The organism is Pseudomonas sp. M1 (assembly GCF_022760135.1).
GTDB lineage: Bacteria > Pseudomonadota > Gammaproteobacteria > Pseudomonadales > Pseudomonadaceae > Pseudomonas > Pseudomonas citronellolis.
In genome coordinates this window covers 6110398-6136879 of sequence record NZ_CP094343.1, presented here as the reverse complement: position 1 = coordinate 6136879, position 26482 = coordinate 6110398, and the positions used below count along the sequence as shown (strand labels likewise).

Sequence of the window (26482 nt, the reverse complement as noted above, 5' to 3'; positions counted from 1 at the left end):
GGGGAGGGCAGCGTGATTCGAGTACTGGTGGCCGAAGACCACACCATCGTCCGTGAGGGCATCAAGCAACTGATCGGCATGGCCAAGGACCTGCAGGTGGTGGGCGAGGCCACCAACGGCGAGCAGTTGCTCGAAACCCTGCGCCATGTGCCCTGCGAGGTGGTCCTGCTGGACATCTCCATGCCCGGCGTCAACGGCCTGGAGGCCATCCCGCGGATCCGCGCGCTGAACGATCCGCCGGCGATCCTCATGCTGTCCATGCACGACGAGGTGCAGATGGCCGCCCGCGCGCTGAAGATCGGCGCCGCCGGCTACGCCACCAAGGACAGCGACCCGGCGCTGCTGCTCACCGCCATCCGCAAGGTCGCCAGCGGCGGCCGCTACATCGACCCGGAACTGGCCGACCGCATGGTCTTCGAGGTCGGCCTGACCGACTCGCGGCCACCCCACGCGCTGCTCTCCGAGCGCGAGTTCTCGGTGTTCGAACGCCTGGTCAAGGGCGAGGGCGTCAACGAGATCGCCCAGCACCTGGCGGTCAGCAGCAAGACCATCAGCACCCACAAGGCGCGGCTGATGCAGAAGCTCGGCGCGCATTCGGTGGCCGACCTGGTCAAGTATGCCGTGGAGCACAAGCTGGTCTGAGCCGGTGCGCGGCGGGGCGATTCGCCGATGCTTATGTGAGTCCCTTCCGGTTTTTGCAACGCCCGGCTACCTCGCCGGCTGGCGAAAGGGAATCATTGCCCGCTCAGTGGGGTACTTCATCAGAACAAGGAGAAGAAGGATGTTGTTGCGAGCGGTACGGGGCGGGCTGCTGGCCGGCCTGCTGGGGACTGTCGCCACGCCGGCGCTGGCGGACTACGTGACGGTGATTTCCTTCGGTGGGGCCAACAAGGCGGCCCAGGAGAAGGCCTTCTACGAACCCTTCAAGGCGGCCACCGGCACGGCGGTGGTGCATGGTTCCTACAATGGCGACCTGGACAAGCTCAGGCAGATGGTGGAGATCAGCCATGTGTCCTGGGACGTGGTCGAGGTGGAGGCGCCGGAGCTGGCGCGCGGCTGCCAGGAGGGCCTGTTCCAGAAGCTCGACCAGCGCCTGATCGGCGACCCCGCCGACTACGTGCCCGGCGCGGTGCAGCCCTGCGGCGTCGGCATCTTCGTCTGGACCACCCTGCTGGCCTACAACCAGGACAAGCTGCAGGGCAAGCCCCAGGGCTGGGCCGATTTCTGGGACCTGAAGAAATTCCCCGGCAAGCGCGGCCTGCGCTGGGGCGCCAAGTACAGCCTGGAGTTCGCCCTAATGGCCGACGGCGTGGCGCCCAAGGACGTCTACCAGGTGCTCGGCACCCCCGGCGGCGTCGACCGCGCCTTCCGCAAGCTCGACGAGATCAAGCCGAGCATCCACTGGTGGAAGTCCGGCCAGGACCCGGTGCGCGACCTGTCCGACGGCACCGTGGTCATGAGCTCGGCCTACAACGGCCGCATCGCCGCGGCCCAGCCCGAGCAGAAGGGCCTGCGCATGGCCTGGGCCGGCGGCATCTACGACTTCGACTTCTGGGCGTTGCCGTCCGGGGCGTGGAAGAAGGAGCTGGCGGAGAAATTCATCGCCTTCGCCAGCCAGCCCGAGCAGCAGAAGGTCTATGCGCAGAACATCGCCTACGGCCCGACCAACCGCAAGGCGGTGGAGCAGCTCGACCCGCAGGTGGCCGCCAACCTGCCCACCGCGCCGCGCAACATGGCCGACGCGCTGGGCATGAACGTGGCCTTCTGGGCCGAGCATGGCGATGCTCTGGAGAAGCGCTTTCAGGACTGGGCCAAACGCTGAGAACCTGCCTACGATCTGCTGCGCGTCGGCATGACTGCGTTGAGAACAGGCGAGCGATGCTCATTTAGCGGCCTAAACTCCGCTCACTCGCCTGTTCCCGCCTTGTCCTGCTCTAGCTCGCGAGATCGTAGACAGGCTCCAGGTCGCTTTCGGATATGCCGGTGTCGCAGTCAATGCGACGCCGGCTTCCTGCGACTGATAGCCACACTTTTCGTGTAGGGATCGCCCTACAGACGATCCTCTTCTACCCTTATAGCAAGTTCTCTTCCCGCCCGATTTGCGCGCGCTGCAGGCTTCTCTAGTCTTGCTTCACGGCAACTTCTTACAAATACAAAAGGTGCGGTTATGGCCGAGACTCAGGCGAACGATGTGCTGGTGAGCTTCCGTGGCGTCCAGAAGAGCTACGACGGCGAGACGCTCATCGTCAAAGACCTCAACCTGGATATTCGCAAAGGCGAATTCCTCACCCTGCTGGGGCCGTCCGGTTCCGGCAAGACCACCAGCCTGATGATGCTGGCCGGTTTCGAAACCCCCACCTCCGGCGAGATCCAGCTGGCCGGCCGCTCCATCAACAACGTCCCCCCGCACAAGCGCGACATCGGCATGGTGTTCCAGAACTATGCCCTGTTCCCGCACATGACCGTGGCGGAGAACCTGGCCTTCCCGCTTTCCGTGCGCGGCATGAGCAAGACCGACGTGGCCGAGCGCGTCAAGCGCGCGCTGTCCATGGTCCAGCTCGACGCCTTCGGCGGGCGCTACCCGGCGCAGCTCTCCGGCGGTCAGCAGCAGCGCGTGGCCCTGGCCCGGGCGCTGGTCTTCGAGCCGCAGCTGGTGCTGATGGACGAACCCCTGGGTGCGCTCGACAAGCAGCTGCGCGAGCACATGCAGATGGAGATCAAGCACATCCACCAGCGCCTGGGCGTGACCGTGGTCTACGTGACCCACGACCAGGGCGAGGCGCTGACCATGTCCGACCGCGTGGCGGTGTTCCACCAGGGCGAGATCCAGCAGATCGCCCCGCCCCACGAACTCTACGAACACCCGCGCAACTCCTTCGTGGCCAACTTCATCGGCGAGAACAACCGCATCGCCGGGCAACTGGCCAGCCACGAGGGCGAGCGCTGCGTGGTGACCCTGGCGCGTGGCGAGAAGGTCGAGGCGCTGGCGGTGAACGTCGGCCAGCCCGGCGACCCCGTCAGCCTGTCGATCCGCCCCGAGCGGGTGCGCCTGAACGGGCACAGCGAAAGCTGCGTGAACCGCTTCTCCGGCCGTGTGGCCGAGTTCATCTATCTTGGCGACCATGTGCGCATCCGCCTGGAGGTTTGCGGCCGCACCGATTTCTTCGTCAAGCAGCCGATCGCCGAGCTCGACCCTGCGCTGAGCGTGGGTGATGTGGTACCGCTGGGCTGGGCCGTGGAGCACGTGCGTGCCCTCGACCCGCTGTCGGCGGCCTGATTCGAAGAAAAACAAACCAGCACACTGTGGAGAGAAGAATAATGTCGAAGTCCCCGTTCCACCCGTCGAAGGCCGGCCTCAAGCTCGCCGCGCTGACCCTCGGCCTGGCTTGCGCCGCGCAGTCCATGGCGGCCACCGATCTGACCGTGATCTCCTTCGGCGGCGCCAACAAGGATGCCCAGACCAAGGCCTTCTACCAGCCCTTCGAGAAGGCCACCGGCAACAAGATCGTCGCCGGCGAGTACAACGGCGAGATGGCGAAGGTGAAGGCCATGGTCGACACCAACAGCGTGACCTGGGACCTGGTCGAGGTGGAATCGCCGGAGCTGGCCCGCGGCTGTGACGAAGGCATGTTCGAGGAAATCGACCCGGCCATCCTCGGCAAGGCCGAGGACTACGTCCCCGGCGCCGTGAGCAGCTGCGGCGTCGGCTTCTTCGTGTGGTCCACCGTGCTGGCCTACAACGCCGACAAGCTCAAGACCGCCCCCACCGGCTGGGCCGACTTCTGGGACCTGAAGAAGTACCCGGGCAAGCGCGGCCTGCGCAAGGGCGCCAAGTACACCCTGGAATTCGCCCTGATGGCCGACGGCGTCGCGCCCAAGGACGTGTACAAGGTGCTGGCCACCAAGGAAGGCCAGGACCGCGCCTTCAAGAAGCTCGACGAGATCAAGCCGAGCATCCAGTGGTGGGAAGCCGGCGCCCAGCCGCCGCAGTACCTCGCCTCCGGTGACGTGGTGATGAGCTCGGCCTACAACGGCCGCATCGCCTCGGTGCAGAAGGAAAGCAACCTGAAGGTCGTGTGGAACGGCGGCATCTACGACTTCGACGCCTGGGCCATCCCGAAAGGCGACAAGAAGAAGGAAGAGGCCCTGAAGTTCATCGCCTTCTCGGTCAAGCCCGAGCAGCAGAAGATCTACGCCGAGAACATCGCCTACGGCCCGGTGAACAAGAACACCGTGAACCTGCTGGACAAGGGCGTGCAGGCCAACATGCCGACCACCCCGGAAAACATCGCCAACCAGGTGGGCATGGACGTGACCTTCTGGGCCGACTACGGCGAGCAGCTGGAACAGCGCTTCAACGCCTGGGCCGCCAAGTAAGGCAGGCCCCGCCGCCCGCCCGGGCGGCAACCGCGGCAGCGATGCCACGGCCCGCAGGCCCTGCGGGCCGTTCCCGCCGGGAAAAGCTCCCGGTGCGGCGGCGCTCGCCGTGACACACCCGATACACCACACCTTGGCCGCCCTCGCGGGCGGCCCGTTTTACCGGAGTTCGCTATGGCCACCGCTGTGTCCTTGAACGAGGTCGCCGGCCCCACCCTGAAGCAGCGCCTGGCGCGTGCGGAGCGGATGAACCGCCTGAAATCCCAGGCGCTGGTCCTGCCGCTGCTGCTGTTCCTTCTGCTGACCTTCCTGGTGCCGATCGCCGCGCTGCTCTACAAGAGCGTGTACAACCCCGAAGTGGTCGGCTCGCTGCCCAAGACGGTCAACGCCATCACCACCTGGGACGGCAAGTCGCTGCCGCCGGACGCGGTCTACCAGGCCCTGAGCGAAGACCTCTACGCTGCGCGCAAGAACCAGACCATCGGTGACCTCTCCAAGCGCCTGAACATGGAACTGGCCGGCTACCGCAGCCTGATGGCCAAGACCGCCCGCGCCCTGCCGTTCAAGGAGCAACCGGCTTCCTACAAGGACGCCATGGAGACCATCGACGAGCGCTGGGGCGATCCGGCCTACTGGCAGGTGATCCGCCGCAACGCCAGCAGCATCACCCCCTATTACCTGCTCGCGGCCCTCGACCACCGCATCGACGACCTCGGCGAGCTGGCCCCGGCCACCCCGGACCAGTCCATCTACCTGGACATCTTCGCCCGCACCTTCTGGATGGGCGCGGTGATCACCGTCATCTGCCTGCTGCTGGCCTACCCGCTGGCCTACCTGCTGGCCAACCTGCCGACGCGCAAGAGCAACCTGCTGATGATCCTGGTGCTGCTGCCGTTCTGGACCTCCATCCTGGTGCGCGTCGCGGCCTGGATCGTGCTGCTGCAGTCCGGCGGGCTGATCAACGGCGCGCTGCTCAAGCTGGGCCTGATCGACCAGCCGCTGCAACTGGTGTTCAACCGCACCGGCGTGTACATCGCCATGGTGCACATCATGCTGCCGTTCATGATCCTGCCGATCTTCAGCGTGATGAAGAGCATCTCGCCCAGCTACATGCGCGCGGCCATCTCCCTGGGCAGCCACCCGTTCGGCGCCTTCTGGAAGGTCTACTTCCCGCAGACCGTGGCCGGCGTCGGGGCCGGTTGCCTGCTGGTGTTCATCCTGTCGATCGGCTACTACATCACCCCGGCCCTGCTGGGCAGCCCGAACGACCAGATGGTCAGCTACTTCGTCGCCTTCTACACCAACACCACCATCAACTGGGGTATGGCCACGGCCCTGGGCGGCCTGCTGCTGTTCGCCACCCTGGTGCTGTACGTGATCTACGGCTGGCTGGTGGGCGCGAGCCGCCTGCGCCTGAGCTGAGGAGAGAAAGACGATGCTGAGTCCCTACATGTCCCCGGTCGAGCGCGTGTGGTTCTACACCCTGCGCATCCTCTGCGGCCTGGTGCTGCTGTTCCTGGTGCTGCCGGTGCTGGTGATAGTGCCGCTGTCGTTCAACTCCGGCACCTTCCTGGTCTACCCGCTGCAGGGCTTCTCGCTGCGCTGGTACGCCGACTTCTTCCACAGCGCCGAATGGATGCGCTCGCTGACCAACAGCATGATCGTGGCCCCGGCGGCCACCTTCCTGGCGATGGTCTTCGGCACCCTGGCGTCGATCGGCCTGACCCGCGGCGAGTTCCGCGGCAAGGCCCTGGTGATGAGCCTGGTGATCTCGCCGATGGTGGTCCCGGTGGTGATCATCGGTGTGGCCGCCTACCTGTTCTTCGCCCCGCTAGGCCTGGGCAACAGCTACATCTCGCTGATCATCGTGCACGCGGTGCTGGGCGTGCCCTTCGTCATCATCACGGTGTCGGCGACCCTGCAGGGCTTCAACCAGAACCTGGTGCGCGCTGCCGCAAGCCTGGGCGCGCCGCCGCTGCTGACGTTCTTCAAGGTGACCCTGCCGCTGATCGCCCCCGGGGTGATCTCCGGCGCGCTGTTCGCCTTCGCCACCTCGTTCGACGAAGTGGTGGTGACGCTGTTCCTCGCCGGCCCCGAGCAGGCCACCCTGCCACGGCAGATGTTCAGCGGCATCCGGGAGAACCTCAGCCCGACCATCGCCGCCGCGGCGACCCTGCTGATCGGCTTCTCGGTCCTGCTGCTGCTGACCCTGGAATGGCTGCGCGGCCGCAGCGAGAAACTGCGTACCGCGCCCACCACCTGATCCGCCGCTCCTGCGCCGCAGGCGGGGACGGCTTTTCGTAGGATGGCGTTGAGCGAAGCGATACCCATCAGCGCAACCGCATGGGTTTCGCAAGCTCAACCCATCCTACGAAAAGCGCCTCGGCGCGGCCTGCAAGACCGCAGCTCCTACGGTTACAGGGAAGCACGGGCGTAGGAGCGGACTCCGTCCGCGATTGGATTCACCCGCCACGCCGGCTCCCCGGTGCCCCGGTCAGCGGCGGATAACCGCGAACGGTTATACGCCCTACGCCGATGTTGCTTCTCGTAGGATGGCGTTGAGCGAAGCGATACCCATCACTGCAACCGCATGGGTTTCGCAAGCTCAACCCATCCTACGAAAAGCGCCTCGGCGCAGCCTGCAAGACAGTTGCTCCTACAACCATCGCCTCGATCCCCCTCGCTCGCTCCGAGCGGCTACAATGCGCGCCATCCGTGATTCCGCCCACAGAGGTGCGCCATGCAACCCTACGCCATCGCCCCGTCGATTCTCTCCGCCGACTTCGCCCGCCTGGGCGAGGACGTGGACAAGGTGCTCGCCGCCGGCGCCGACATCGTCCACTTCGACGTGATGGACAACCACTACGTGCCGAACCTGACCATCGGCCCGATGGTCTGCTCGGCGCTGCGCAAGTACGGCGTCACCGCGCCCATCGACGTGCACCTGATGGTTTCCCCGGTGGACCGCATCATCGGCGACTTCATCGAGGCCGGCGCCACCTACATCACCTTCCACCCCGAAGCCAGCCAGCACATCGACCGCTCCCTGCAACTGATCAGGGACGGCGGCTGCAAGGCCGGCCTGGTGTTCAACCCGGCCACCTCGCTGGACGCGCTCAAGTACGTGATGGACAAGATCGACATGGTCCTCCTGATGAGCGTGAACCCCGGCTTCGGCGGGCAGAAGTTCATCCCCGGCACCCTCGACAAGCTGCGCGAGGCCCGCGCGCTGATCGACGCCTCCGGCCGCGACATCCGCCTGGAGATCGACGGCGGGGTGAACGTGAAGAACATCCGCGAGATCGCCGCGGCGGGCGCCGATACCTTCGTCGCCGGCTCGGCCATCTTCAACGCCCCCGACTACGCCGAGGTCATCCGCGCCATGCACGCCGAACTGGCGCAGGCCGGCAAGTGATGAGCGCTGCCCAAGCGCTGTTCGCCGGGCGCCTGCCGCGCCTGGTGATGTTCGACCTGGACGGCACCCTGGTGGACTCGGTGCCGGACCTGGCCGCCGCGGTGGACAAGGCCCTGCTCGGCATGGGCCGCGCGCCCGCCGGGCTGGAGCAGGTGCGCCACTGGGTCGGCAACGGCGCCCGGGTGCTGGTGCGCCGCGCCCTGGCCGGCGGCATCGAGCATGAAGGCGTCAGCGAGGAGGACACCGAGCGCGCCCTGGCGCTGTTCATGGACGCCTACGCCGACAGCCACGCGCTCACCGAGGTCTACCCCGGCGTGGTGGACACCCTGAAATGGCTGAAGAAACAGGGCGTGGAGCTGGCGCTGATCACCAACAAGCCCGAGCGCTTCGTCGCCCCGCTGCTGGACGAGATGGGCCTGGGCAAGTTCTTCCGCTGGATCGTCGGCGGCGACACCCTGCCGCAGCAGAAGCCCGACCCGGCCGCGCTGCTGTTCGTGATGAAGGCTGCCGGCGTTGCGCCCGGCGAGGCGCTGTTCGTCGGCGACTCGCGCAACGACGTGCTGGCCGCCAAGGCCGCCGGGGTGCGCAGCGTCGGCCTGACCTACGGCTACAACCACGGCCGGCCGATCGCCGAGGAGCAGCCGAGCCTGGTGCTGGACGACCTGCGCCAACTGCTGCCTTGCTTCGACCCGGGCAAAGCGATAGTGTTGCCGGACGACGGTTCCAACCCCGCCCATCGAGACTCCAACGTGCTGGACACGGCTCCCCGCAAACTCTGGATGAAAGTCATCAAGGCCCTGGCCCGCTGGCGCTGGCGCGCCTGATATTCCTCCGGCCGGACCTCCCGGCGCCCGTTTGCCACTGCCCGTTCCACCTCCTCGCACGAGACCGCTCATGAACCGCGACGCATTCCAGCGGCTGGCCGCCGAAGGCTACAACCGCATCCCCCTGACCTGCGAAACCCTCGCCGACTTCGACACCCCGCTGTCGATCTACCTGAAGCTCGCCGACGGCGCCAACAGCTACCTGCTGGAATCGGTGCAGGGCGGCGAGAAGTGGGGCCGCTACTCCATCATCGGCCTGCCGTGCCGCACCGTGCTGCGGGTGTACGGCCACAGCGTGAGCGTCAGCGTCGACGGCGTGGAAAGCGAGCGCTTCGACTGCGAGGACCCGCTGGCCTTCGTCGAGCAGTTCAAGGAGCGCTACCGCGTGCCGACCCTGCCGGGCCTGCCGCGCTTCAACGGCGGCCTGGTCGGCTACTTCGGCTACGACTGCGTGCGCTACGTCGAGCCGCGCCTGGCGCAGTGCCCGAACCCGGACCCGCTGGGCAACCCGGACATCCTGCTGATGGTCTCCGACGCCGTGGTCGTCTTCGACAACCTGGCCGGCAAGCTGCACGCCATCGTCCTCGCCGACCCGGCCGAGGCGGACGCCTACGACAAGGGCCAGGCGCGCCTGGAGGAACTGCTGCAGCGCCTGCGCCAGCCGATCACCCCGCGCCGGGGCCTGGACTTCGCCGCGGTCAACGCGCCCGAGCCGCAGTTCCGCGCCAGCTTCACCCGCGAGGACTACGAGCGCGCGGTGGACACCGTCAAGGAATACATCCTGGCCGGCGACTGCATGCAGGTGGTGCCCTCGCAGCGCATGTCCATCGACTTCAAGGCCGCGCCCATCGACCTGTACCGAGCGCTGCGCTGCTTCAACCCGACGCCCTACATGTACTTCTTCAACTTCGGCGACTTCCACGTGGTGGGCAGCTCGCCGGAAGTGCTGGTGCGGGTGGAGGACGGCGAGGTCACGGTGCGCCCGATCGCCGGCACCCGCCCGCGCGGCGCCACCGAGGAAGCCGACCGCGCCCTGGAGCAGGACCTGCTGTCCGACGCCAAGGAAATCGCCGAGCACCTGATGCTCATCGACCTGGGCCGCAACGACGTCGGCCGCGTGTCGCAGACCGGCTCGGTGAAGGTCACCGAGCAGATGGTCATCGAGCGCTACTCCAACGTCATGCACATCGTTTCCAACGTCAACGGCCAGCTCAAGCCCGAGCTCAGCGCCATGGACGCCCTGCGCGCGATCCTGCCAGCCGGCACCCTGTCCGGCGCGCCGAAGATCCGCGCCATGGAAATCATCGACGAGCTGGAGCCGGTCAAGCGCGGCGTCTACGGCGGCGCCGTGGGCTACCTGGCGTGGAACGGCAACATGGACACCGCCATCGCCATCCGCACCGCGGTGATCAAGAACGGCGAACTGCACGTGCAGGCCGGCGGCGGCATCGTCGCCGACTCGGTGCCGGCGCTGGAGTGGGAAGAAACCATCAACAAGCGCCGCGCCATGTTCCGCGCGGTGGCCCTGGCCGAACACACCGCGCGCCTCGAAGACTGAGCGCTGCTGCCGTAATGCAGAACGCCGTTTCCCCGGGAGGGGAAACGGCGTTTTCGTTGGTGCCCGCAGTTTTCCCGTAGGAGCGGACCTTGTCCGCGATGGTTGAGCCCGTGCCGGGCAATCGCGGATAAATCCGCTCAGGAAGCACGGCTTTTCGTAGGATGGCGTTGAGCGAAGCGATACCCATCACCGCGACAGCATGGGTATCGCAAGCTCAACCCATCCTACGGAGGGCACCTCGGCGCAAGACTGTTGCTCCTACGATGCGAGCGCGGCATTTCGCTCACCCCATCACCCCTGCTGCCCCGCCCGGCGCCGGGCCAGGGCGGCATCCGCCAGGCTGGCGCGCTGCTCGACGTAGGCCGCCAGGTGATCCACCGCCACGTACTGCATGGCCTTGTGGCTGTCGTCCAGGGTGGTCACCGGCAGGGCGATGCGTCCGCAGGCCAGGGCCTTGCCGAAGTTCTCCCGGTTGAGGTTGCGGAACCAGCGCTCGCGCACCTGCTCCAGGGGCACCAGCACGTCGCCGAAGATCTGGTAGACCAGCGCCACGGTTTCCTGACGTGGCGCCGGTTGGGTGTCGGAGTTCGACGGCAGCATGGCTTCCTCCTGCTTGCGGTTGTCGTTCGATGGAGGAAATATAGCTTTTGTTGTTTTTCCTGGCAATCGCCGTTCGCCCGGCTTTCCTTCGCGCAGAAGAAACCCCGCCGCGGCGGGGTTGGGGAAGGCTCAGCGAACCAGCGTGGGCGCTCGGCGATGGCGCACCGTCGACCACCAGAACACCCAGCCGATGATGCTCAGCTGGCTGGCCTGGATGGCCTGGGCGTCGTATTCCTCGTCGCCGTACTCGTCGCGGTTGAAGCTGCGCAGGCGGATGCCGCCGCCCGGCAGGCGGTAGAGGAACTTCACCCGCAGCATGCCCTCGTGCTCCAGGGCGTAGATCTCGCCGTCGGTGATGTGCGTCGTCGCCGTATCGATGCCGATGGTGGAGCCATCCATGATCAGCGGCTCCATGCTGTTGCCGGTGAGCTGGGCGCAGATGGCCGCGTCCGGGTCGACCCCGGCGGCGCGCAGGGTGGCGTAGGAGAAGCGCAGCTTGCGTCCCTCGATCTGGCGCACCGCGGTGCGCCCGGCGCCGGCGGACATTTCCACTTCCTTGTACAAGGGCAGTTCCACCTCGTCTTCGTCCAGCGGCGTGCTGCTATCCCAGGGGTGCAGCGGCTCCAGGCGCAGCGGGCTGCCGTCAGCCGGTGGCGTGGCGGCCTGCGGCGAGCCTTCGCCGGTGCCCAGCCAGACCGGCGAGACGCCCAGGGCCGCGGCGATCTCGATCAGCTTGCGGGTGCTCTGCGCCTTGCCGGCGGTCAGCTTGTGGATGGTGTTCTGCGAGACCCCGGCCGCTTCGGCGAGGCTCTCCTGCTTGAGGTTGCGCGTGGCCATGGCCTGCTTGAGGCGCTCGGCGAGCGTAGAGGGGCGGGCTGTGCTGTTCATGGCGGCACTCTACCGCCCGCTCCGGGGAAGTGTAAATAGCTTTGGTGTTGACGATAAATAGCTTTGGTTGTAGTTTTTCCTTCGCCGGCCTTCTGAAGGTTGTTTCCGAGCCGGCGGCGGACGCGATCCGACACGAGGGTGCCGGCGCTTCCGTCTTCCGCGGCAGGGAGGCCGTGGGTTGCCTGTGGCCCGTGCGTCACGGGGCAGGCTGACGGCGGAAGCGGGCGAGGAGCGCACCGCTTCCGCACGGCGAGTGGTGTCCACCTGGGCGCCACGCATCGACAAACAGCACGCGAATGACCTGGCAACGCGGCCGCAGGACGGCACGCGCAGGGCAGGTCGTCGCCCGGAGAAAAGCATGAACGCACCAGCGCAACACCACGGGGAGGTCGCCCATGGCTGATCTCGCCGACTACGCCAACGACCTGGCCCTGGAACGCCTCGACGCCCTGCTGGCGGCACGGCGCGGCAGCGAGCCGGAGCCCGCCGCCGCCGACTGCCAGGTCTGCGGCGAGCCCATCCCCGAGGCCCGCCGCCTGGCGGTGCCCGGCTGCAACCGCTGCCTGGACTGCCAGGCCCTGGACGAACTGGAACGACGCCGCTGAAGGCGCGGGAGGCAAACGTGATCAAGCCGATCGATGAAATGCTCAGGCTCTGGGCCGAGGAAATGCACAGCCCGGGCGTGGCCGGTGGCGGCTATGCCGGCGGCAACCTGCTGGCGCTGATGATCGCCAACAAGGGCGAGATGATCCGCGGCACCCGCGGCAGCCGGGTACTGCTCGACCGCGTCGCCGAGCTGGACCTGATCGTCAACGGCCTGCCCGAGCAGCAGAAGCAGGTGGTCAGCGAACACTACCTGAACCGCGACAGCGAACCCGAGCAGAAGTACCGCCACTGCCGCTGCAGCCGCAACACCTTCTACCTGCGCCTGCACGTGGCGCATCAGAGCATCCAGGCCCGCCTGCTGCGCCGCGTGGCCTGACCCCGCCAAGCCCGGCCCCCGCGCCGGGCTTGCTCCACCCATGCGCCGCTGCGCTATGCTCGCGGCCATGGACAGCACCTCCCTCACCCTGCGCCCCGCGAGCCCGGCCGATGCCGAGGCGATCCTGCGGATACTCGGCGAAACCTACGAAACCACCTGGAAACCCCAACTGACCGCCGAGGCGCGAGCGCGCTTCGAAGCGGCAGGGCGCACCCGCGCCTACGTCCAGGCGCGCCTCGGGCATTTCCACCTGGCCTGCCTGGGCGGCGAGGTTATCGGCCTGGTCGACTGGCGCGACGACTTCATCGATGCCCTGCACGTCTCGCCCCGCGCCCAACGCGCCGGCGCCGGCAGCGCCCTGCTGCGCTTCGCCGAACGGCGGATGGCCGCGGCCGGCCATGCGCAGGCGCGCCTGGAGACCGACACCTTCAACACTCAGAGCCGCGCCTTCTACGCCAGGCACGGCTACGCGGAAATCGACTTCTACTCCGATGAGGAATGGCACAGCGGCTTCACCACGGTGCTGCTGAGCAAGCCCCTGGGCTGAATCGCGGTGCATCGCCGGTGCGTTGCCGGTGCATTGCCCACCTATTGCGGTGCCAGGGCGGAAATGCCTTGTCCGGCCGGGAATCGGGGGGTACAAAGTCATCAATCTTGCAAAGGTGCGTCCCCAGGGAGCACCGCTGAAAACCTCGTCGAGCCCGGCCCCAGCGCCGGGCTTTTTCGTTTCCGCCGCCCGCTTCCGCGGCCTGCGGCCGTAATCCCCGGCTGGCTGATAGCCGCCGGTTCCGCCCGCCGGCGCGGGCGTTTGTCTTCAAGGTGAACCCATGGGCAATGAACCCGAGATGCCGCTGTGGGTATCGATCCTGCTGGCCGCCGTGGGCGGCGTCAGCGGCGAGATGTGGCGGGCCGACAAGGCCGGCCTGGGCGGCTGGGGGCTGCTGCGGCGCCTGGCGTTGCGCTCCGGCGCCTCGATCGTCTGCGGCGTGGCGGTGATGTTCCTGGCCCTGGCCTGCGGCGCCTCGCTGCTGCTCAGCGCCGCCGTCGGCAGCCTGACCGCGGCGGCCGGCGCCGAGATCGCCGTCGGCCTCTACGAACGCTGGGCGGCCCGCCGCCTGGGTGTCTGCCAATTGAGCGACAGCGACCACGAGCGTCGCTGAACGAATCCATCGGAAACAGGGAGGCGCCATGCCTGACCAGGAGTTGACCCTCGAAAGCCTGCTGGCCGCCGTCGAACAGCGGCTGCGCGCGGTACTGCCGGGGGCCGTGCAGATACTGCGCGGCCCACTGGGCACGGCCACCCCGCAGCTACCCGCGCTGCTGCTGGAATACGCCGCGCTGGCGCCGGGCCGCGACCCCGGCACCGGCGAGACGGCGCTGCTGTGCCGCCTGCAGGCACGCCTGCTGCTGCAGCGCGACGACGCCGAGGCGGAAGTGCTGGCGCTGCAGCTGGTCTCGCTGATCGCCGTCCTGCTGCGCGCGCAGACCTGGGACCTGCCGCTGGAGCCGGCCGGCTTCGTCCAGGCCCGGCCCGAGGCCAACGAGGCCTACCGCGTCTGGCTGCTGGAGTGGGACCAGCCGCTGCTGCTGGGCACGCCGGAATGGCCCTGGGAGGACCAGCCGCCGGGCTCGCTGCTGCTGGGCATCGAGCCGCAGACCGGCCCCGGCCACGAGGCCGACTACTTCGCCCCGGAGGACCTGGCATGAACCCGACCTACGTGAGCGCCGAGCACGACCGCATGCTCGCCTCGCTGATCGTGCCCTGCGTGGTGGTGGCCGTGGACCTGGCCGCCGCCAAGGTGCGGGTGCGCAATGGCGACTGGACCAGTGCCTGGGTCCGCTGGCACGCCCAGGGCGCAGGCCCGGCGCGGCACTGGCGGGCGCCGGGCATCGGCGAGCAGGGCGTATTGCTCAGCCCGTCCGGGGTGCTGGCCATGGGCACCTTCGTGCCCGGCCTGTACGGCGACGCCGGCGCCCCGGCGGACAGCCGCGACCACGTCGAGACCTGGCGCTTCGCCGACGGCGGCAGCCTGAGCTACGACTGGGCGGCGCACAGCTACAGCATCGAGCTGCCCAGCGGCAGCGTCACGGTGAAGGTGGGTGGGGCGCAGGTACTGGTCAGCGACGCTGCGGTCAGCGTCAAGGCCGGGCAGATCAGCCTGCAGGGCGAGGTGGCCATCCAGGGCAACCTGGCGGTGCAGGGCAACGTCACCAGCAGCGGCTCGATCATGGACACCACCGGCAACAGCAACCACCACACCCACTGAACCGCCACTTTCATCCACAGGCCCGCCACGTGCGGGCCTCTTCGTTTCTGGAGAACAGCATGGGCAAGCACAACCGCCCGCCACAGGGGAGGGCGCGGCCATGATCGGCATGGACAGGCGCAACGGCCAGCCCCTGGGCGGCCTGGCGCACCTGAAACAATCCATCGAGGACATCCTCGGCACGCCCCTGGGCAGCCGGCGCATGCGCCCGGAATACGGCAGCCAGCTGCGGCGCATGGTCGACCTGCCGCTCAGCGAAGGCTGGAAAAGCGCGGTGCAGGCCGAGGTCGCCCGTTCCCTCGGGCGCTGGGAGCCGCGCATCCGCCTGCAGTCGGTGAAGGTCAGCGTGGTGCTCGATGGCCGCGTCAGCCTGCTGTTGAGCGGGCTCTACCAGGGTGACGGTTTCCACCTGGAGGTGCAGGCATGAGCATCATCGACCTGTCGCAGCTGCCGCCACCGGATGTGGTGGAAAGCCTGGACTTCGAGAGCCTCTACCAGGAGCTGCTGGAAGCCTTCCGCGCGGCCATGGGCGAAGGCTGGGACGCCGCGCTGGAGTCCGACCCGGTGGTCAAGCTGCTGGAGCTGGCGGCCTACCGCGAGCTGCTGCTGCGCGCCCGCATCAACGACGCCGCGCGGGCAGTGATGCTCGCCTACGCCACGGGCAGCGACCTCGAGCAACTGGCCGCCGGCTACAACGTGGCGCGCCTGGTGATCCAGCCCGCCGATCCGTCGGCGGTGCCGCCGCTGGAGGCTGTGCTGGAGAGCGACGACTCGCTGCGCAACCGCACCCAGCTGGCCTTCGACCAACTCTCGGTGGCCGGGCCGCGGAATGCCTACGTGGCCTTCGCGCTGGGCGCCGACGGGCGCATCGCCGATGTCTCGGCGATCAGCCCCGCGCCCTGCGAGGCGCTGATCAGCGTGCTGTCCCGCGAAGGCGATGGCAGTGCTGCCGAGGACATCCTCGAAGCGGTGCGCCTGGCGCTGTCCGACGAGGACGTACGGCCGGTGGGCGACCGCGTCACCGTGCAGTCGGCGAGCATCGTCGACTACCGGGTGGAGGGGGTGCTCTACATCTACCCGGGGCCCGAGGCCGAGCTGATCCGCCAGGCGGCGGAAGCCTCGCTGCAAGGCTACATCGCCACCCAGCGCCGGCTCGGCCGCGACATCCGCCGCTCGGCGCTGTTCGCCGCGCTGCACGTGGAGGGCGTACAGCGCGTGGAGCTGGCGCAACCGGCCGCCGACGTGGTGCTGGACGCCACCCGGGCCGCCTATTGCACCGGCTACGCCATCAGCGTGGGAGGCTCCGATGAGTAGCCGGCTGCTGCCCAGCAACGCCACGCCGCTGGAACGGGCGCTGGCCGACGTGCAGGTGAGCGATCTGCCGATCCCGCTGCGCGAGCTGATGGACCCACAGCGCTGCCCGCTGGCGCTGCTGCCCTACCTGGCCTGGGCCTGGTCGGTGGACCGCTGGGACCCGGACTGGGCCGAGCCGGTGAAGCGCAAGGCTATTGCCGCGGCGTTCCGCATCCACCAGCACAAGGGCACCATCGCCGCGTTGCGCCGGGTGATCGAGCCGCTGGGCTACCTGATCGAAGTGATCGAGTGGTGGCAGGGCACGCCCATGGGCGCGCCGGGCACCTTTCGCCTGCGCATCGGCGTGCTCGACAGCGGCATCAGCGAAGCCATGTACCAGGAGGTGGAGCGCCTGATCGACGACGCGAAGCCGCTGACCCGCCACCTCATCGGGCTGGACATCAGCCTGGAAACCCAGGGGCCGGTCTACATCGGCTCCGGCCAATACGACGGCGACATCACCACCGTCTACCCCTATCTCCCGGACGTCATCGAGACCCGCGGCGGCTACGGCCTGCCCGGCCGGGAACACACCATCGACCAACTGAGCGTCTACCCATGGCCGTGACCTACTACGCACTCCTGACCACCGTCGGTGCCGGCAAGCTGGCGAATGCCACCGCGCTGGGCACCACCCTGAAAATCACCCAGCTGGCCGTCGGCGACGGCGGCGGCAGCGTCCCGACCCCGGACGCCAGCCGCACCGCGCTGGTCAACGAAGTCCGCCGCGCGCCGCTGAACCAACTGAGCGTCGACCCGGCCAACGCCGCGCAGATTATCGCCGAGCAGGTCATCCCCGAGGACGTCGGCGGCTGGTGGATCCGCGAGATGGGCCTGTACGACGAGGCCGGCGCACTGATCGCCTACGCCAACTGCGCGCCGTCCTACAAGCCGCAACTGGCCGAAGGCAGCGGCCGCACCCAGACCGTGCGCATGGTGCTGATCGTCAGCAACACCGCTTCGGTGGAGCTGAAGATCGATCCGAGCGTGGTGCTTGCCACCCGGCAATATGTCGATGACAGGGTTGCAGCCGAGTTGGGCAAGCTCGACTACAAGCAGTCCGCACGTTACGCCACGACCGGCAACATCAACTTGAGTGGCCTGGCCACCCAGGCCGGCGGCGACTGGCCGGCCGCGCTCACCGCCGGGGACCGGGTGCTGGTGAAGCACCAGGCCACCGCCAGCCAGAACGGCCTGTACGTCGCTGCGGCGGGCGCCTGGGCCCGCGCTGTCGATGCCGACAACAACGCCGAGGTCACGCCGGGGATGGTCGTGGTGATTGAGTCCGGCACCTTGCTGGCCGACACGATCTGGCAGCTCGTCACCGATGCTCCTATCGTCGTGGGCACCACCGCGCTGACGTTCCGCGATATCACCGATGGCCTGGCGCGCCTGCAGTCGCCGGCATTCACTGGTAACCCTACGGCGCCGACCTCGGCGCAGTTCGCCAATGACGCATCGTTGGCAACGACAGCATTTGTTCAAAACGCATTGGGAAACCTGTCGGGCACTACAATTATCAGCGGCAGTACCACTCTGACCGCCGCCCATATGGGTAGGCTGGTGCAAGTTGACTCAGTATCAAGCACTGATATCACTCTGCCCCTTAGCTCTGCTTGCCCTGACGGGACGCTGATCTGGATTCGTAACGTCGGCATCGGCCTTGTCACCATTAAAAAACAAGGATCGGACGTCATCGGCTACAACGCGGGCACCGATTCTGTTTTGGGCCTACCCGTATTGGGTAACGGCGACGTGATGGTGTTGGAGTCGTCGGGCTCCGGAGCCTGGCGTTGTATCGAAGGCTCGGCGCTGCTGAAGTATCAAGCAGTATTCGGTGCAAGCCTTTCCTCCAGCGGCTACCAGAAGTTCCCAAGCGGTCTGATCATCCAGTGGGGGCGTGGATCAATCGCCGGCGGTGGTGCGAACAGCGCGACAGTTACCTTCCCTCTAGCTTTTCCTAATGGCGCATTTGCAGGGTTGGCTGCATCCAGCAATAACCTGGCTCCATCTATGCACATGGACGGCACCCCAAACTCCCGCAGTCAGATGACAGTGCGCTCCAGCGCTAATACTGGCGCTGGCGCTGTTGCCTTCAGCTATATCGTCTTCGGTTATTGAGGATCGCCAAGTATGTTTTATTCCCCCTCAACTGGCGGTTTCTATATCGCCGACATCCATGGTGACGCTATCCCTGGCGATGCCATCGAGATCACACAGGAAGAGCATGCCGCGCTGCTGGATGACCAGGCTTCCGGCAAGACTATTGTCGCGGGCCCGGATGGACGCCCCCTGGTCCTGGGCACATCAACCGACTATTTGGCCGTAATCGCTGCGCGCCGCTACCAAGCCGAAACCGCTGGTATCACCGTCAACGGCACCGATGTGCCGACGGCCCGCGACAGCCAAGCCCTGGTCACCGCCGCCATGTTGGCGGCCGTGCTCGATCCGAACTACACCTGTCGCTGGAAAACTACCGAGGGCTTCGTCACCCTAGATGCCCAAGCACTCATTGCGATGGCCAGCGCCATGCGTGCCCACGTCCAAGCCTGCTTCGACCGCGAAGCCGAGCTCCTGGCCCATCTGGAAGCTGGCACCTTCGAGGAATCCATGCTCGACCAGGGCTGGCCCGCCTGAGCCAACGCCTACCGCAATCCAGCCCACCGCACCCGCGGCCCGGGCCAACCAAGCAACCGCCTACCGGCGGTTTTTTTTATGTCTGGAGAAAACCCTATGAGCTTCTTTCACGGCGTTACCGTGACCAACGTCGACGTCGGCGCGCGCACCATCGCACGGCCGTCGTCCTCGATCATCGGCCTGGTGGATACTTTCACCCCGGGCGCTCCGGCCAGCGCCGAGCCCGACGTGCCGGTGCTGCTGACCAGCCTGCGCGAGGCGGCCGCCGCCTTCGGCGTGGGCTCGGCAATCTACAAGGCCTGCACCGCCATCTTCACCCAGGCCTCCGCCGTGGTCGTCGCGGTCGGTGTGGCCGAGGTCGAGGACCCGGCGCAGCTGACCTCGGCGATAATCGGCAGCGTCACCGAGTCCGGCCAGCGCACCGGCCTGCAGGCGCTGCTCGACGGCAAGTCGCGCTTCAACGCCCAGCCGCGCCTGCTGGTGGCGCCGCAGCATTCCGCCACCGAGGCCGTGGCCACCGCCATGGACGCCCTGGCCGGCAAGCTGCGCGCCATCGCCATCGTCGACGGGCCGAACAGCACCGACGAGGCGGCCATCGCCTATGCCGGCGAGTTCGGCAGCAAGCGCGTGTACCTGGTCGACCCCGGCGTGCAGTACTGGGACACCGAGGCCAGCGCCACCGCCGACGCCCCGGCCTCGGCCTACGCCGCCGGGCTGTTCGCCTGGACCGACGCCGAGTACGGCTTCTGGTCCTCGCCGTCGAACAAGGTGTTCACCGGCATCACCGGCACCACCCGCCCGGTGGAGTTCCTCGACGGCGACGCGACCTGCCGCGCCAACCTGCTGAACAACGCCAACGTCACCACCATCATCCGCGACGACGGCTACCGCCTGTGGGGCAACCGAACCCTGTCCAGCGACCCGAAGTGGGCCTTCGTGACCCGCGTGCGCACCCTCGACATGGTGATGGACGCCATCCTCGCCGGGCACAAGTGGGCGGTCGACCGCGGCATCACCAAGACCTACGTCAAGGACGTCACCGAGGGCCTGCGCGCCTTCATGCGCGACCTGAAGAACCAGGGCGCGGTGATCGACTTCGAGGTCTACGCCGACGCGGAACTCAACACCGCCAGCCAACTGGCCCAGGGCAAGGTGTACTGGAACATCCGCTTCACCGACGTGCCGCCCGCCGAAAACCCCAACTTCCGTGTGGAAGTCACCGACCAGTGGCTCACCGAAGTCCTCGACGCCTAAGGAGCAACACCCATGATTCCGCAAACCCTGAGCAACACCAACCTGTTCGTCGACGGCGTCAGCTTCGCCGGTGACGTGCCGTCGCTGACCCTGCCCAAGCTGAGCATCAAGACCCAGGACTACCAGGCCGGCGGCATGGATGCGCCCATCGCCCTGGACATGGGCCTGGAGAAGATGGAAGCGAAGTTCTCCACCAACGGCGCCCGGCGCGAGGCGCTGAACTTCTTCGGCCTGGCCGACCAGAGCGGCTTCAACGGCGTGTTCCGCGGCTCCTTCAAGGGCCAGAAGGGCGACGCCGTGCCGGTGATCGCCACCGTCCGCGGCATGCTCCAGGAAGTCGACCCGGGCGACTGGAAGGTCGGCGAGCTGGCCGAGTTCAAGTTCAACGTGGTGGTCAGCTACTACAAGCTGGAGGTCGACGGCCGCGAGGTCTTCGAGATCGACCCGCTGAACTCGGTGCGCCGCATCAATGGCGTCGACCAACTGGCCGCGCTGCGCGGCCACCTCGGCCTGTGAGGTGCGCGCCATGACCCAAGCACAACCGGCCTGGCTCAGCCTGGGCGCCGACGCCGCCACCGTGCGCCTGTCGCGCCCGGCGCAATGCAACGGCGTCAGCGTCGACAGCCTGACCCTGCGCGCGCCCACGGTGCGCGACATCCGCCTGGCCACCCGCGTCGGCGGCGATGCGGAGGAGCGCGAGCTGCAACTGTTCGCCTCCCTCGCCCAGGTCAGCGCCCAGGACCTGGAGGGGCTCAAGCTCAGCGACTACCAGCGGCTGCAGAACGCCTACTTTCGCCTGGTGCGCGAAGACGGCGACGAGCCCGGCGCGGATGCGTGAGCTGGCGCGGCGCCTGGCCCGCGAACTGGGTTTCGGCGCCGCCGACCTCGACGGCATGAGCCAGGGCGAACTGCTCTGGTGGCTGGGCGAGGACGCTGCCTGAGGGCGCGGGAGCGGCGTGCATGCGCCGCTCCCGCCTTTGATGGATGGAATGAGCGATGAGCGAGAAACAGAAGATCAGCATCGTGCTCGGCGGGGTGCTCGACGCCAGTTTCGGGGCGGTCGTGGCGGACGCCAAGGCGCGTGTGGAAGCGCTCCGGCGTGGCAGCGAGCGTGCCTTCGACCTCCAGGGCCTGGTGGGTGAAACCCGCGACCTGCAGGCGGAATACCTGCGCCTGCAGCGCATCGGCGACGCCCAGGCGGGCACGACCCTGCGGGCACTGGAAGGCAACCTGGCGCTGCTCAAGCGGCACGGCCTGGAGGTGGGCAACCTGTCGAAGCTGTATGAGCGCCTGGGCCGCAGTGTGCGTGGCAGCGAACTCAGGGCCCGGGGCTGGGAGCAACTGGAGAGCGCCGGCCGCCGCTTCGGCGAGCTGGGCAGGTTCGGCAGCGCCATGGGCGTGCCCATCGGTATCGCCGCGGATTACCAGGAACGCATCCGCGCCCTGGCGATCCGTGGCGGTATCGCCGACACCGCGCAGGAACGGCAACTGTCGCAACGGGTGCAGGAAAGCGCGCAAGGCAGCGGGATGAGCCGGGACGACAGCGCGAGCCTGCTCGCTGCGCTGATGGACAGCGGCATGCGGCAGCAGGATGCCCAGGCGCTCCTGCCGTTGGCGGCGAAATTCGCCCGCAGCCAGGGCGCCGGGCTCGCCGACACCGCGGCGCTGCCGCGCAGCCTGCAGGTGAAGGCCGGGCTCGATACTCCCGTCGAGCTGGCGAAGACGCTGGACTCCCTGGCCTTCCTCGGCCAGCAGGGCGAGTTCGAGACGGCGGACCTGGCGCGCCACCTGCCGGAACTGTTGTCCAGGGCGCGCCCGCGAAAGGGGCAGGGCAGCGAGGCCGTCGTCCGCCTGGGGGCCATGCTGGAACTGCAGATGCGCAAGAGCGGTTCGCCCGAAGAGGCAGCCGAAAGGGTGAGCAAAGGGCTCAAGGGCCTGCTGCCGGCCTCGGGCGGCGGGAAGGAGTTGCAGCACCTGCAAGCGCAAGCCTTGAAGGCCAGCGGAGTGGTCGACAGCCTTCTTCTCCAGCGCAATGACACGACCTCGGCCCGCATCGGTGCGGCGCGGGCATCCAGCGAGACGCTGTTGGGAACCGTCGGCGATGCGCTCGTGCCTTACGTGGACCCTGCGCTGGAGGTGGGCTCCGAGGCTTTCCGCCGTGGGACGCAGCTGGTCAACGAGAACCCCGGCGTGGTGGCTTCGGCTGTGGGGCTGTTCGGTGCCTACAAGGGGGGCCGGGCGCTGTTCGATGCGGGGCGCGGCGCCGTGAACCTGGCGCGGGGCGGCCTGCTCGGTGCGAGAGCCGGGAAGCTGCCGGAGATCGCGCTGCGCACAGGCAACACGGTGAGTGGAGTGCCCGCCGTGCTCGACGCGGCCGGCAAGGGCGGCGCGCAACTGGCCCGCGGCGGTCGCCTGCTGCTGCGCGGTGCCGTACCGCTGAGTGCTGGGCTGGCTGTGCTGGGTGCCGTGCAGACCTATGCCAGCGACGGCTCAGCGCAGCAGAAGGGCGAAGGCTATGGCGGTGCCGCCGGCGCCCTGGTGGGAACCGCGCTGGGCGCTGCCGTGGGCTCGATAGTCCCGGTGGTGGGCACGGCCATCGGCGGTGCGCTCGGCGGCTTGCTGGGCGAGAAGCTGGGCGAGAAGCTGGGCGGCTGGGGCGGTGGCAGGCTCGGCGCCTGGCTGGGCAAGGAGAGTGCAGCGGCGAAGGCCGAGGCCGCCAGTGCGCCCGAAGCGAAGCTGCCTCCCGCCCCACCAGCGATACCCCCGGTGCAGAACTGGCACTTCTCCCCGCAGATCACCCTGAACGTCGGCGGCGGCCTGTTCGAGCCGCGCCTGCTGGCCGAGCAACTGCTGCCACAGCTGCGCCGGCTGCTCGACGAATTCAATAGCCGCCAGCGCAACGACAGCCTGTTCGACCTGCCGAGGCTCTGAACGGCGACATGACGAATGAGGAGCCAGCATGGCTTACATGGAGCAACTACAGGCCGGCCTGCGGTCCATCGGCCAGGCCATAGAGGCCGGCCGCCGCGAGCTGAAGGGCACGGTCGATCCACTGGACCAGGCCATCGGCGAGCTGCAGGACGCCAGCGGCCAGCTGGAGAAACTGCTGGGCCTGCCGTCCGGCGTGTCGGCGCAACTGCAGCGCGTGATGCGCGGCATCGACCAGGCCAATGCGCGGCTGGACAAGGTGGTGGCCGTCTATTCGAAGGCCGAGCGCGCCGTGCAGCGGGTGGACGAGCGCCTCGACGCGCTGGGCCGGCAGGCGGCGCGGGCCGGTCAGGCGATCAACCGCATCGCCGGGGCGATCAGCCCGAAGCTGGCCAACATCATCCCCAGCGAGCTGCTGGCGCCGCTGACCACGCCGGCGGCGGAAGCGGTCAAGCCGCAGCCCCACCTGCTGGTGATGCGGCCGCTGGCGCCGAACGCCACGCCTTTCTACTTCAACCTGTCCACCGCGGCCTTCGACAAGCTGGTGCGCGACACCCAGTACAGCTGGGTGCCCCAGGCGCGTCTGGACCGGCGCCCGGCCCTGCAGTCGCCGGGGCAGGGCGCGGAGACGCTGAGCCTCAGCGGCACCATCGCCACCCTGCTGGGCGCCGGCGTCGGCCAGTTGCAGAAGCTGCGCGACATCGCCGCGCGCCGCGAGCCGCTGAGCCTGAGCAGCTGGTCCGGCCAGCTGCTGGGCAACTGGTGCATCACCCGCATCGGCGAGAACCAATCCAGCCTGCTGAGCGACGGCGTGCCGCGCAGCCAGGCCTTCACCCTGGAGTTCACCCGCTATGGCGACGATCTGTAGAACCGCGGACGGCGACTGCCTGGACAGCCTCTGCCAGTACCACTACGGGCACCTGCTGGGCAGCGTGGAAGCCGTCCTCGAAGCCAACCCCGGCCTGGCCGACGAGCCCCAGCCGCTGCGCGCCGGGCTGCTGATCCGCCTGCCCGAGTTGCCGCCCCCCAGCGATCCCCGGGTACGCCTGTGGGACTGACCCCCGACCCCGCTCCGGCGGGGTCTTTCATTTCCGGAGGCCCGAAGTGCGCCCGACCTTCCGTCTGCTCGCCAACGGCAGCGACATCACCCACCTGCTCAGCGACCGTCTGCTCAGCCTGGTCCTGACCGACAAGCCGGGCCTGGAGTCCGACACCTTCGAGCTGGTCCTCGACGACCGCGACGGCGCCATTGCGCTACCCGCGCGCGGCGCCTGGCTGGACCTGTTCCTCGGCTACGCCGGGGAGGAACTGGCGCCCATGGGCCGCTACCGGGTGGATGCGCTCCGCTTCGACGGGCCGCCCCGCCGGCTGACCCTGAGCGGCCGCGCCGGCGACATGCACGGCGAGGGCAAAAGCACCCGCTGCGCCGCCTGGGAGAACGCCAGCCTGGCGCGGATCGTCTTCGACCTGGCCGCGCGCAACCACTGGAGCGCGCGCTGCCCGGTGCAGGTGAACGTCGCCCGCGCGGAGCAGTTGAACGAATCGGACTTCAATTTCATCACCCGCCTGGCCCGCCAGCACGACTGCACCGCCAAGCTGGCCGACGGCCTGTTGCTGGTGCTGCCGCGCCAGGCCGGGGAGAGCGCTTCCGGGCGCACCATCGCGCCGCTGGAGTTGATGCCGGGCGATGTCGGTTCCTTCGACCTGCGCCTCGACGACCGCACCGTCTACCGCCGGGTGAAGACCTGCTACCAGGACCCGGCCAGCGGCGCCATGCGCCAGGTGGCGCTGGAAAACCCGAAGGCGCCGGAGGACGTCGGCGCCGAGTTCGTCGACCGCCATCCCTACCCGGACCGCGGCGCCGCCGAGCAGGCGGCCAGGGCGCGGCTGGCCGACTTCAACCGCGGCAGCGCCTTCGTGCGTCTGCAGATGCCCGGGCGCAGCGACCTGTTCGCCGAGCGCAGCGTGCGGCTGAGCGGCTTCAAGGACGGCCTGGACGGCGAGTTCCTCACCGACTCGGTGGAACAGCGCCTGGATGCCGGCGGCTGGAGCACCACCATCACCTGCAACGGCGGCGCCCAGGGCAAGGCCGATGCCGCGGGTGGCAAGGGGCGCAGCTGAAGGAGGGCCGCATGGAGATCACCGACCAACAACTGCTGCAGCTGTTTCCCCGGGCCGGCCAGGTCCTGCCCTGGCTGGTGCCGGCGATGCGTGCCCACGGGGTTGACCGAGCGCCGCGCGCCGCCGCTTTCCTCGCCCAGGTCGGCCACGAGAGCGCCGGGCTGACGCGCCTGGTGGAAAACCTCGCCTACAGCGCCCAGGGCCTGGCGGACACTTGGCCGCGGCGCTTCCGCAACGCCGCCGGCAAGCCCACCGCGCTGGCTTGCCGACTGGCCTACCAGCCCCAGGCCATCGCCAACTGCGCCTACGCCGGGCGCAACGGCAATGGCGACGAGGCCTCCGGCGATGGCTGGCGCTACCGTGGCCGTGGCCTGCTGCAGATCACCGGCCGGGCCAACTATCGGCGCGTCGGCATGGCGCTCGGCCAGGCCTTCGAGGCCCACCCGGAGTCGCTCGCCGAACCGCGCTGGGCCTGCGAGTCGGCGGCCTGGTGGTGGGCGGCCGAGGGCCTGAACGAACTGGCCGACGCCGGCCGTTTCGAGGACATCACCCGGCGCATCAACGGTGGCCTCAATGGCCTGGCCGAGCGCCAGAAACTGTGGCGACGGGCGCAGGAGGTGCTGGGATGAGCCTGTACCGGAAGCTCGCCGTCGTCCTGCTCCTGATCGGCCTCGGCGTTGCCGTGGGCGCCTGGCTCGCGGCCCGGCACCTGCGTCCGCAACTGGACGCCGCCCGCGTCGAGAGCGCGCTCTGTGCCCAGGGCCGCAGCACGTTGCACGCCCAATTGACCGAGCAGAACCGCCGCCTGGATGAACTGGCGCTCGCCGCGCGGAAGCGCGAGATCGACGCCGCGCAGGCGCTGCGGGCGGCCCAGGTGCAGGCGGATGCCCACGAGGCGGCCGCCCAGCGCCTGCTGGCGGGGCACAGCGACGGCGAGGACTGCGCCGCTGCGCGCCAGCTCATCGACCAGGAGCTGGCGCCATGAAAGTTCTTCTCCTCGTGGGCCTGCCGCTGCTGGCGGCCTGCACCGCCGCGGCGCCAACCCAACCGGCCGCGCTTGAAGTGCGGGTGCCGGTCGCCATTCCCTGCCGGGCGCCGGCCGTCCCCATGCCGGTGTTCGCCACTTCCCTCCTGCATCCTTCCGACTCGCTGCAGACCAAGGTCCGCGCACTGCTCGCCGAGCGCCAGCAGCACCTGGGCTACGAGGCCCGCCTGCGCGCCGCGCTGGACGCCTGCCGCTAGCCGCCCGCCGGCTCCCGGCGCCGCGCGGGCCCGTGC

32 protein-coding genes are annotated in these 26482 nt (G+C 68.4%); 30 read left to right on the top strand and 2 right to left on the bottom strand.

Annotated elements, in window-relative coordinates; genetic code table 11:
• Positions 1–12: 12 nt before the first annotated feature.
• The 9 genes from PM1_RS27330 to trpE all read left to right on the top strand — a co-directional run bounded on the left by PM1_RS27330 (position 13) and on the right by trpE (position 10174).
• Positions 13–642, top strand: coding sequence for a response regulator (locus PM1_RS27330; protein WP_009615596.1), 630 nt, complete (start codon positions 13–15; stop codon positions 640–642).
• Positions 643–784: 142 nt separating this feature from the next.
• The gene (locus PM1_RS27325) at positions 785–1822 is read left to right on the top strand and encodes an ABC transporter substrate-binding protein (RefSeq protein ID WP_024128032.1); all 1038 of its coding nucleotides are present in this window, start codon (positions 785–787) and stop codon (positions 1820–1822) included.
• A gap of 345 nt (positions 1823–2167) precedes the next feature.
• Positions 2168–3277 carry an ABC transporter ATP-binding protein gene (locus PM1_RS27320; RefSeq protein ID WP_009615598.1) on the top strand — a complete coding sequence of 370 codons (1110 nt, stop codon included), beginning with the start codon at positions 2168–2170 and terminating at the stop codon, positions 3275–3277.
• A 41-nt stretch (positions 3278–3318) separates the two neighbouring features.
• The gene (locus PM1_RS27315; RefSeq protein WP_009615599.1) at positions 3319–4377 is read left to right on the top strand and encodes an ABC transporter substrate-binding protein; all 1059 of its coding nucleotides are present in this window, start codon (positions 3319–3321) and stop codon (positions 4375–4377) included.
• 174 nt (positions 4378–4551) lie between these two features.
• Positions 4552–5799 (top strand): ABC transporter permease, encoded by a 1248-nt coding sequence (locus PM1_RS27310; RefSeq protein WP_009615600.1) that lies wholly within the window; start codon positions 4552–4554, stop codon positions 5797–5799.
• A 13-nt stretch (positions 5800–5812) separates the two neighbouring features.
• The gene (locus PM1_RS27305; protein WP_009615601.1) at positions 5813–6640 is read left to right on the top strand and encodes an ABC transporter permease; all 828 of its coding nucleotides are present in this window, start codon (positions 5813–5815) and stop codon (positions 6638–6640) included.
• Between the two features lie 477 nt (positions 6641–7117).
• Complete coding sequence (rpe, locus tag PM1_RS27300; RefSeq protein WP_009615603.1) at positions 7118–7792, top strand: ribulose-phosphate 3-epimerase; 675 nt, start codon at positions 7118–7120, stop codon at positions 7790–7792.
• Complete coding sequence (locus tag PM1_RS27295) at positions 7792–8616, top strand: phosphoglycolate phosphatase (protein WP_009615605.1); 825 nt, start codon at positions 7792–7794, stop codon at positions 8614–8616. Before rpe ends, PM1_RS27295 begins: the two co-directional genes overlap by 1 nt.
• 70 nt (positions 8617–8686) lie before the next feature.
• Positions 8687–10174 (top strand): anthranilate synthase component I, encoded by a 1488-nt coding sequence (gene trpE / locus PM1_RS27290; RefSeq protein WP_009615607.1) that lies wholly within the window; start codon positions 8687–8689, stop codon positions 10172–10174.
• A 291-nt stretch (positions 10175–10465) separates the two neighbouring features.
• Here trpE and PM1_RS27285 read toward each other — a convergent pair whose 3' ends face one another.
• Positions 10466–10774 (bottom strand): pyocin activator PrtN family protein, encoded by a 309-nt coding sequence (locus PM1_RS27285; RefSeq protein ID WP_009615608.1) that lies wholly within the window; start codon positions 10772–10774, stop codon positions 10466–10468.
• A 129-nt stretch (positions 10775–10903) separates the two neighbouring features.
• Complete coding sequence (locus PM1_RS27280) at positions 10904–11662, bottom strand: XRE family transcriptional regulator (protein ID WP_009615609.1); 759 nt, start codon at positions 11660–11662, stop codon at positions 10904–10906.
• A 395-nt stretch (positions 11663–12057) separates the two neighbouring features.
• Between PM1_RS27280 and PM1_RS27275 the strand changes: the two genes are divergently transcribed.
• The 21 genes from PM1_RS27275 (at position 12058) to PM1_RS27175 (ending at position 26446) form a co-directional block, all read left to right on the top strand.
• The gene (locus tag PM1_RS27275) at positions 12058–12267 is read left to right on the top strand and encodes a TraR/DksA C4-type zinc finger protein (RefSeq protein ID WP_009615610.1); all 210 of its coding nucleotides are present in this window, start codon (positions 12058–12060) and stop codon (positions 12265–12267) included.
• A gap of 17 nt (positions 12268–12284) precedes the next feature.
• On the top strand, positions 12285–12644 hold the full coding sequence (locus PM1_RS27270) for a PA0613 family protein (protein ID WP_009615611.1): 360 nt from the start codon (positions 12285–12287) through the stop codon (positions 12642–12644).
• A gap of 40 nt (positions 12645–12684) precedes the next feature.
• On the top strand, positions 12685–13191 hold the full coding sequence (locus tag PM1_RS27265; RefSeq protein WP_238603208.1) for a GNAT family N-acetyltransferase: 507 nt from the start codon (positions 12685–12687) through the stop codon (positions 13189–13191).
• A 280-nt stretch (positions 13192–13471) separates the two neighbouring features.
• Positions 13472–13804: a phage holin family protein gene (locus PM1_RS27260; RefSeq protein WP_009615613.1), complete on the top strand. Its 333-nt coding sequence runs from the start codon at positions 13472–13474 to the stop codon at positions 13802–13804.
• 28 nt (positions 13805–13832) lie between these two features.
• The gene (locus tag PM1_RS27255) at positions 13833–14351 is read left to right on the top strand and encodes a hypothetical protein (RefSeq protein WP_009615614.1); all 519 of its coding nucleotides are present in this window, start codon (positions 13833–13835) and stop codon (positions 14349–14351) included.
• Positions 14348–14911, top strand: a complete 564-nt coding sequence (locus PM1_RS27250; protein ID WP_009615615.1) for a phage baseplate assembly protein V — start codon at positions 14348–14350, stop codon at positions 14909–14911. The genes PM1_RS27255 and PM1_RS27250 overlap by 4 nt, the downstream gene beginning before the upstream one ends.
• A gap of 100 nt (positions 14912–15011) precedes the next feature.
• Positions 15012–15338 carry a GPW/gp25 family protein gene (locus PM1_RS27245; protein WP_009615616.1) on the top strand — a complete coding sequence of 109 codons (327 nt, stop codon included), beginning with the start codon at positions 15012–15014 and terminating at the stop codon, positions 15336–15338.
• Positions 15335–16225 carry a baseplate assembly protein gene (locus PM1_RS27240; RefSeq protein ID WP_009615617.1) on the top strand — a complete coding sequence of 297 codons (891 nt, stop codon included), beginning with the start codon at positions 15335–15337 and terminating at the stop codon, positions 16223–16225. Before PM1_RS27245 ends, PM1_RS27240 begins: the two co-directional genes overlap by 4 nt.
• The gene (locus PM1_RS27235; protein ID WP_009615618.1) at positions 16218–16832 is read left to right on the top strand and encodes a phage tail protein I; all 615 of its coding nucleotides are present in this window, start codon (positions 16218–16220) and stop codon (positions 16830–16832) included. Before PM1_RS27240 ends, PM1_RS27235 begins: the two co-directional genes overlap by 8 nt.
• Entirely contained in the window at positions 16823–18385 is a 1563-nt protein-coding gene (locus PM1_RS27230) for a phage tail protein (RefSeq protein WP_009615619.1), read from the top strand. Before PM1_RS27235 ends, PM1_RS27230 begins: the two co-directional genes overlap by 10 nt.
• Before the next feature lie 12 nt (positions 18386–18397).
• On the top strand, positions 18398–18901 hold the full coding sequence (locus tag PM1_RS27225; protein WP_009615620.1) for a DUF4376 domain-containing protein: 504 nt from the start codon (positions 18398–18400) through the stop codon (positions 18899–18901).
• A gap of 96 nt (positions 18902–18997) precedes the next feature.
• Positions 18998–20155: a phage tail sheath subtilisin-like domain-containing protein gene (locus tag PM1_RS27220; RefSeq protein WP_009615630.1), complete on the top strand. Its 1158-nt coding sequence runs from the start codon at positions 18998–19000 to the stop codon at positions 20153–20155.
• A 12-nt stretch (positions 20156–20167) separates the two neighbouring features.
• Complete coding sequence (locus PM1_RS27215; protein WP_009615632.1) at positions 20168–20671, top strand: phage major tail tube protein; 504 nt, start codon at positions 20168–20170, stop codon at positions 20669–20671.
• Between the two features lie 10 nt (positions 20672–20681).
• Entirely contained in the window at positions 20682–20993 is a 312-nt protein-coding gene (locus tag PM1_RS27210; RefSeq protein ID WP_009615639.1) for a phage tail assembly protein, read from the top strand.
• A gap of 158 nt (positions 20994–21151) precedes the next feature.
• Entirely contained in the window at positions 21152–23086 is a 1935-nt protein-coding gene (locus PM1_RS27205) for a tail length determinator protein (protein WP_009615643.1), read from the top strand.
• Between the two features lie 28 nt (positions 23087–23114).
• Positions 23115–23951, top strand: a complete 837-nt coding sequence (locus PM1_RS27200; RefSeq protein WP_009615646.1) for a phage tail protein — start codon at positions 23115–23117, stop codon at positions 23949–23951.
• Positions 23935–24141 (top strand): tail protein X, encoded by a 207-nt coding sequence (locus tag PM1_RS27195; RefSeq protein ID WP_009615647.1) that lies wholly within the window; start codon positions 23935–23937, stop codon positions 24139–24141. The genes PM1_RS27200 and PM1_RS27195 overlap by 17 nt, the downstream gene beginning before the upstream one ends.
• Positions 24142–24187: 46 nt before the next feature.
• Positions 24188–25204 carry a phage late control D family protein gene (locus PM1_RS27190; RefSeq protein ID WP_009615648.1) on the top strand — a complete coding sequence of 339 codons (1017 nt, stop codon included), beginning with the start codon at positions 24188–24190 and terminating at the stop codon, positions 25202–25204.
• 11 nt (positions 25205–25215) lie between these two features.
• Positions 25216–25833 carry a glycoside hydrolase family 19 protein gene (locus PM1_RS27185; protein ID WP_009615649.1) on the top strand — a complete coding sequence of 206 codons (618 nt, stop codon included), beginning with the start codon at positions 25216–25218 and terminating at the stop codon, positions 25831–25833.
• Positions 25830–26189, top strand: coding sequence for a hypothetical protein (locus PM1_RS27180; protein ID WP_009615650.1), 360 nt, complete (start codon positions 25830–25832; stop codon positions 26187–26189). The genes PM1_RS27185 and PM1_RS27180 overlap by 4 nt, the downstream gene beginning before the upstream one ends.
• On the top strand, positions 26186–26446 hold the full coding sequence (locus PM1_RS27175) for a hypothetical protein (RefSeq protein ID WP_009615653.1): 261 nt from the start codon (positions 26186–26188) through the stop codon (positions 26444–26446). The genes PM1_RS27180 and PM1_RS27175 overlap by 4 nt, the downstream gene beginning before the upstream one ends.
• The last annotated feature ends 36 nt before the right edge of the window (positions 26447–26482 follow it).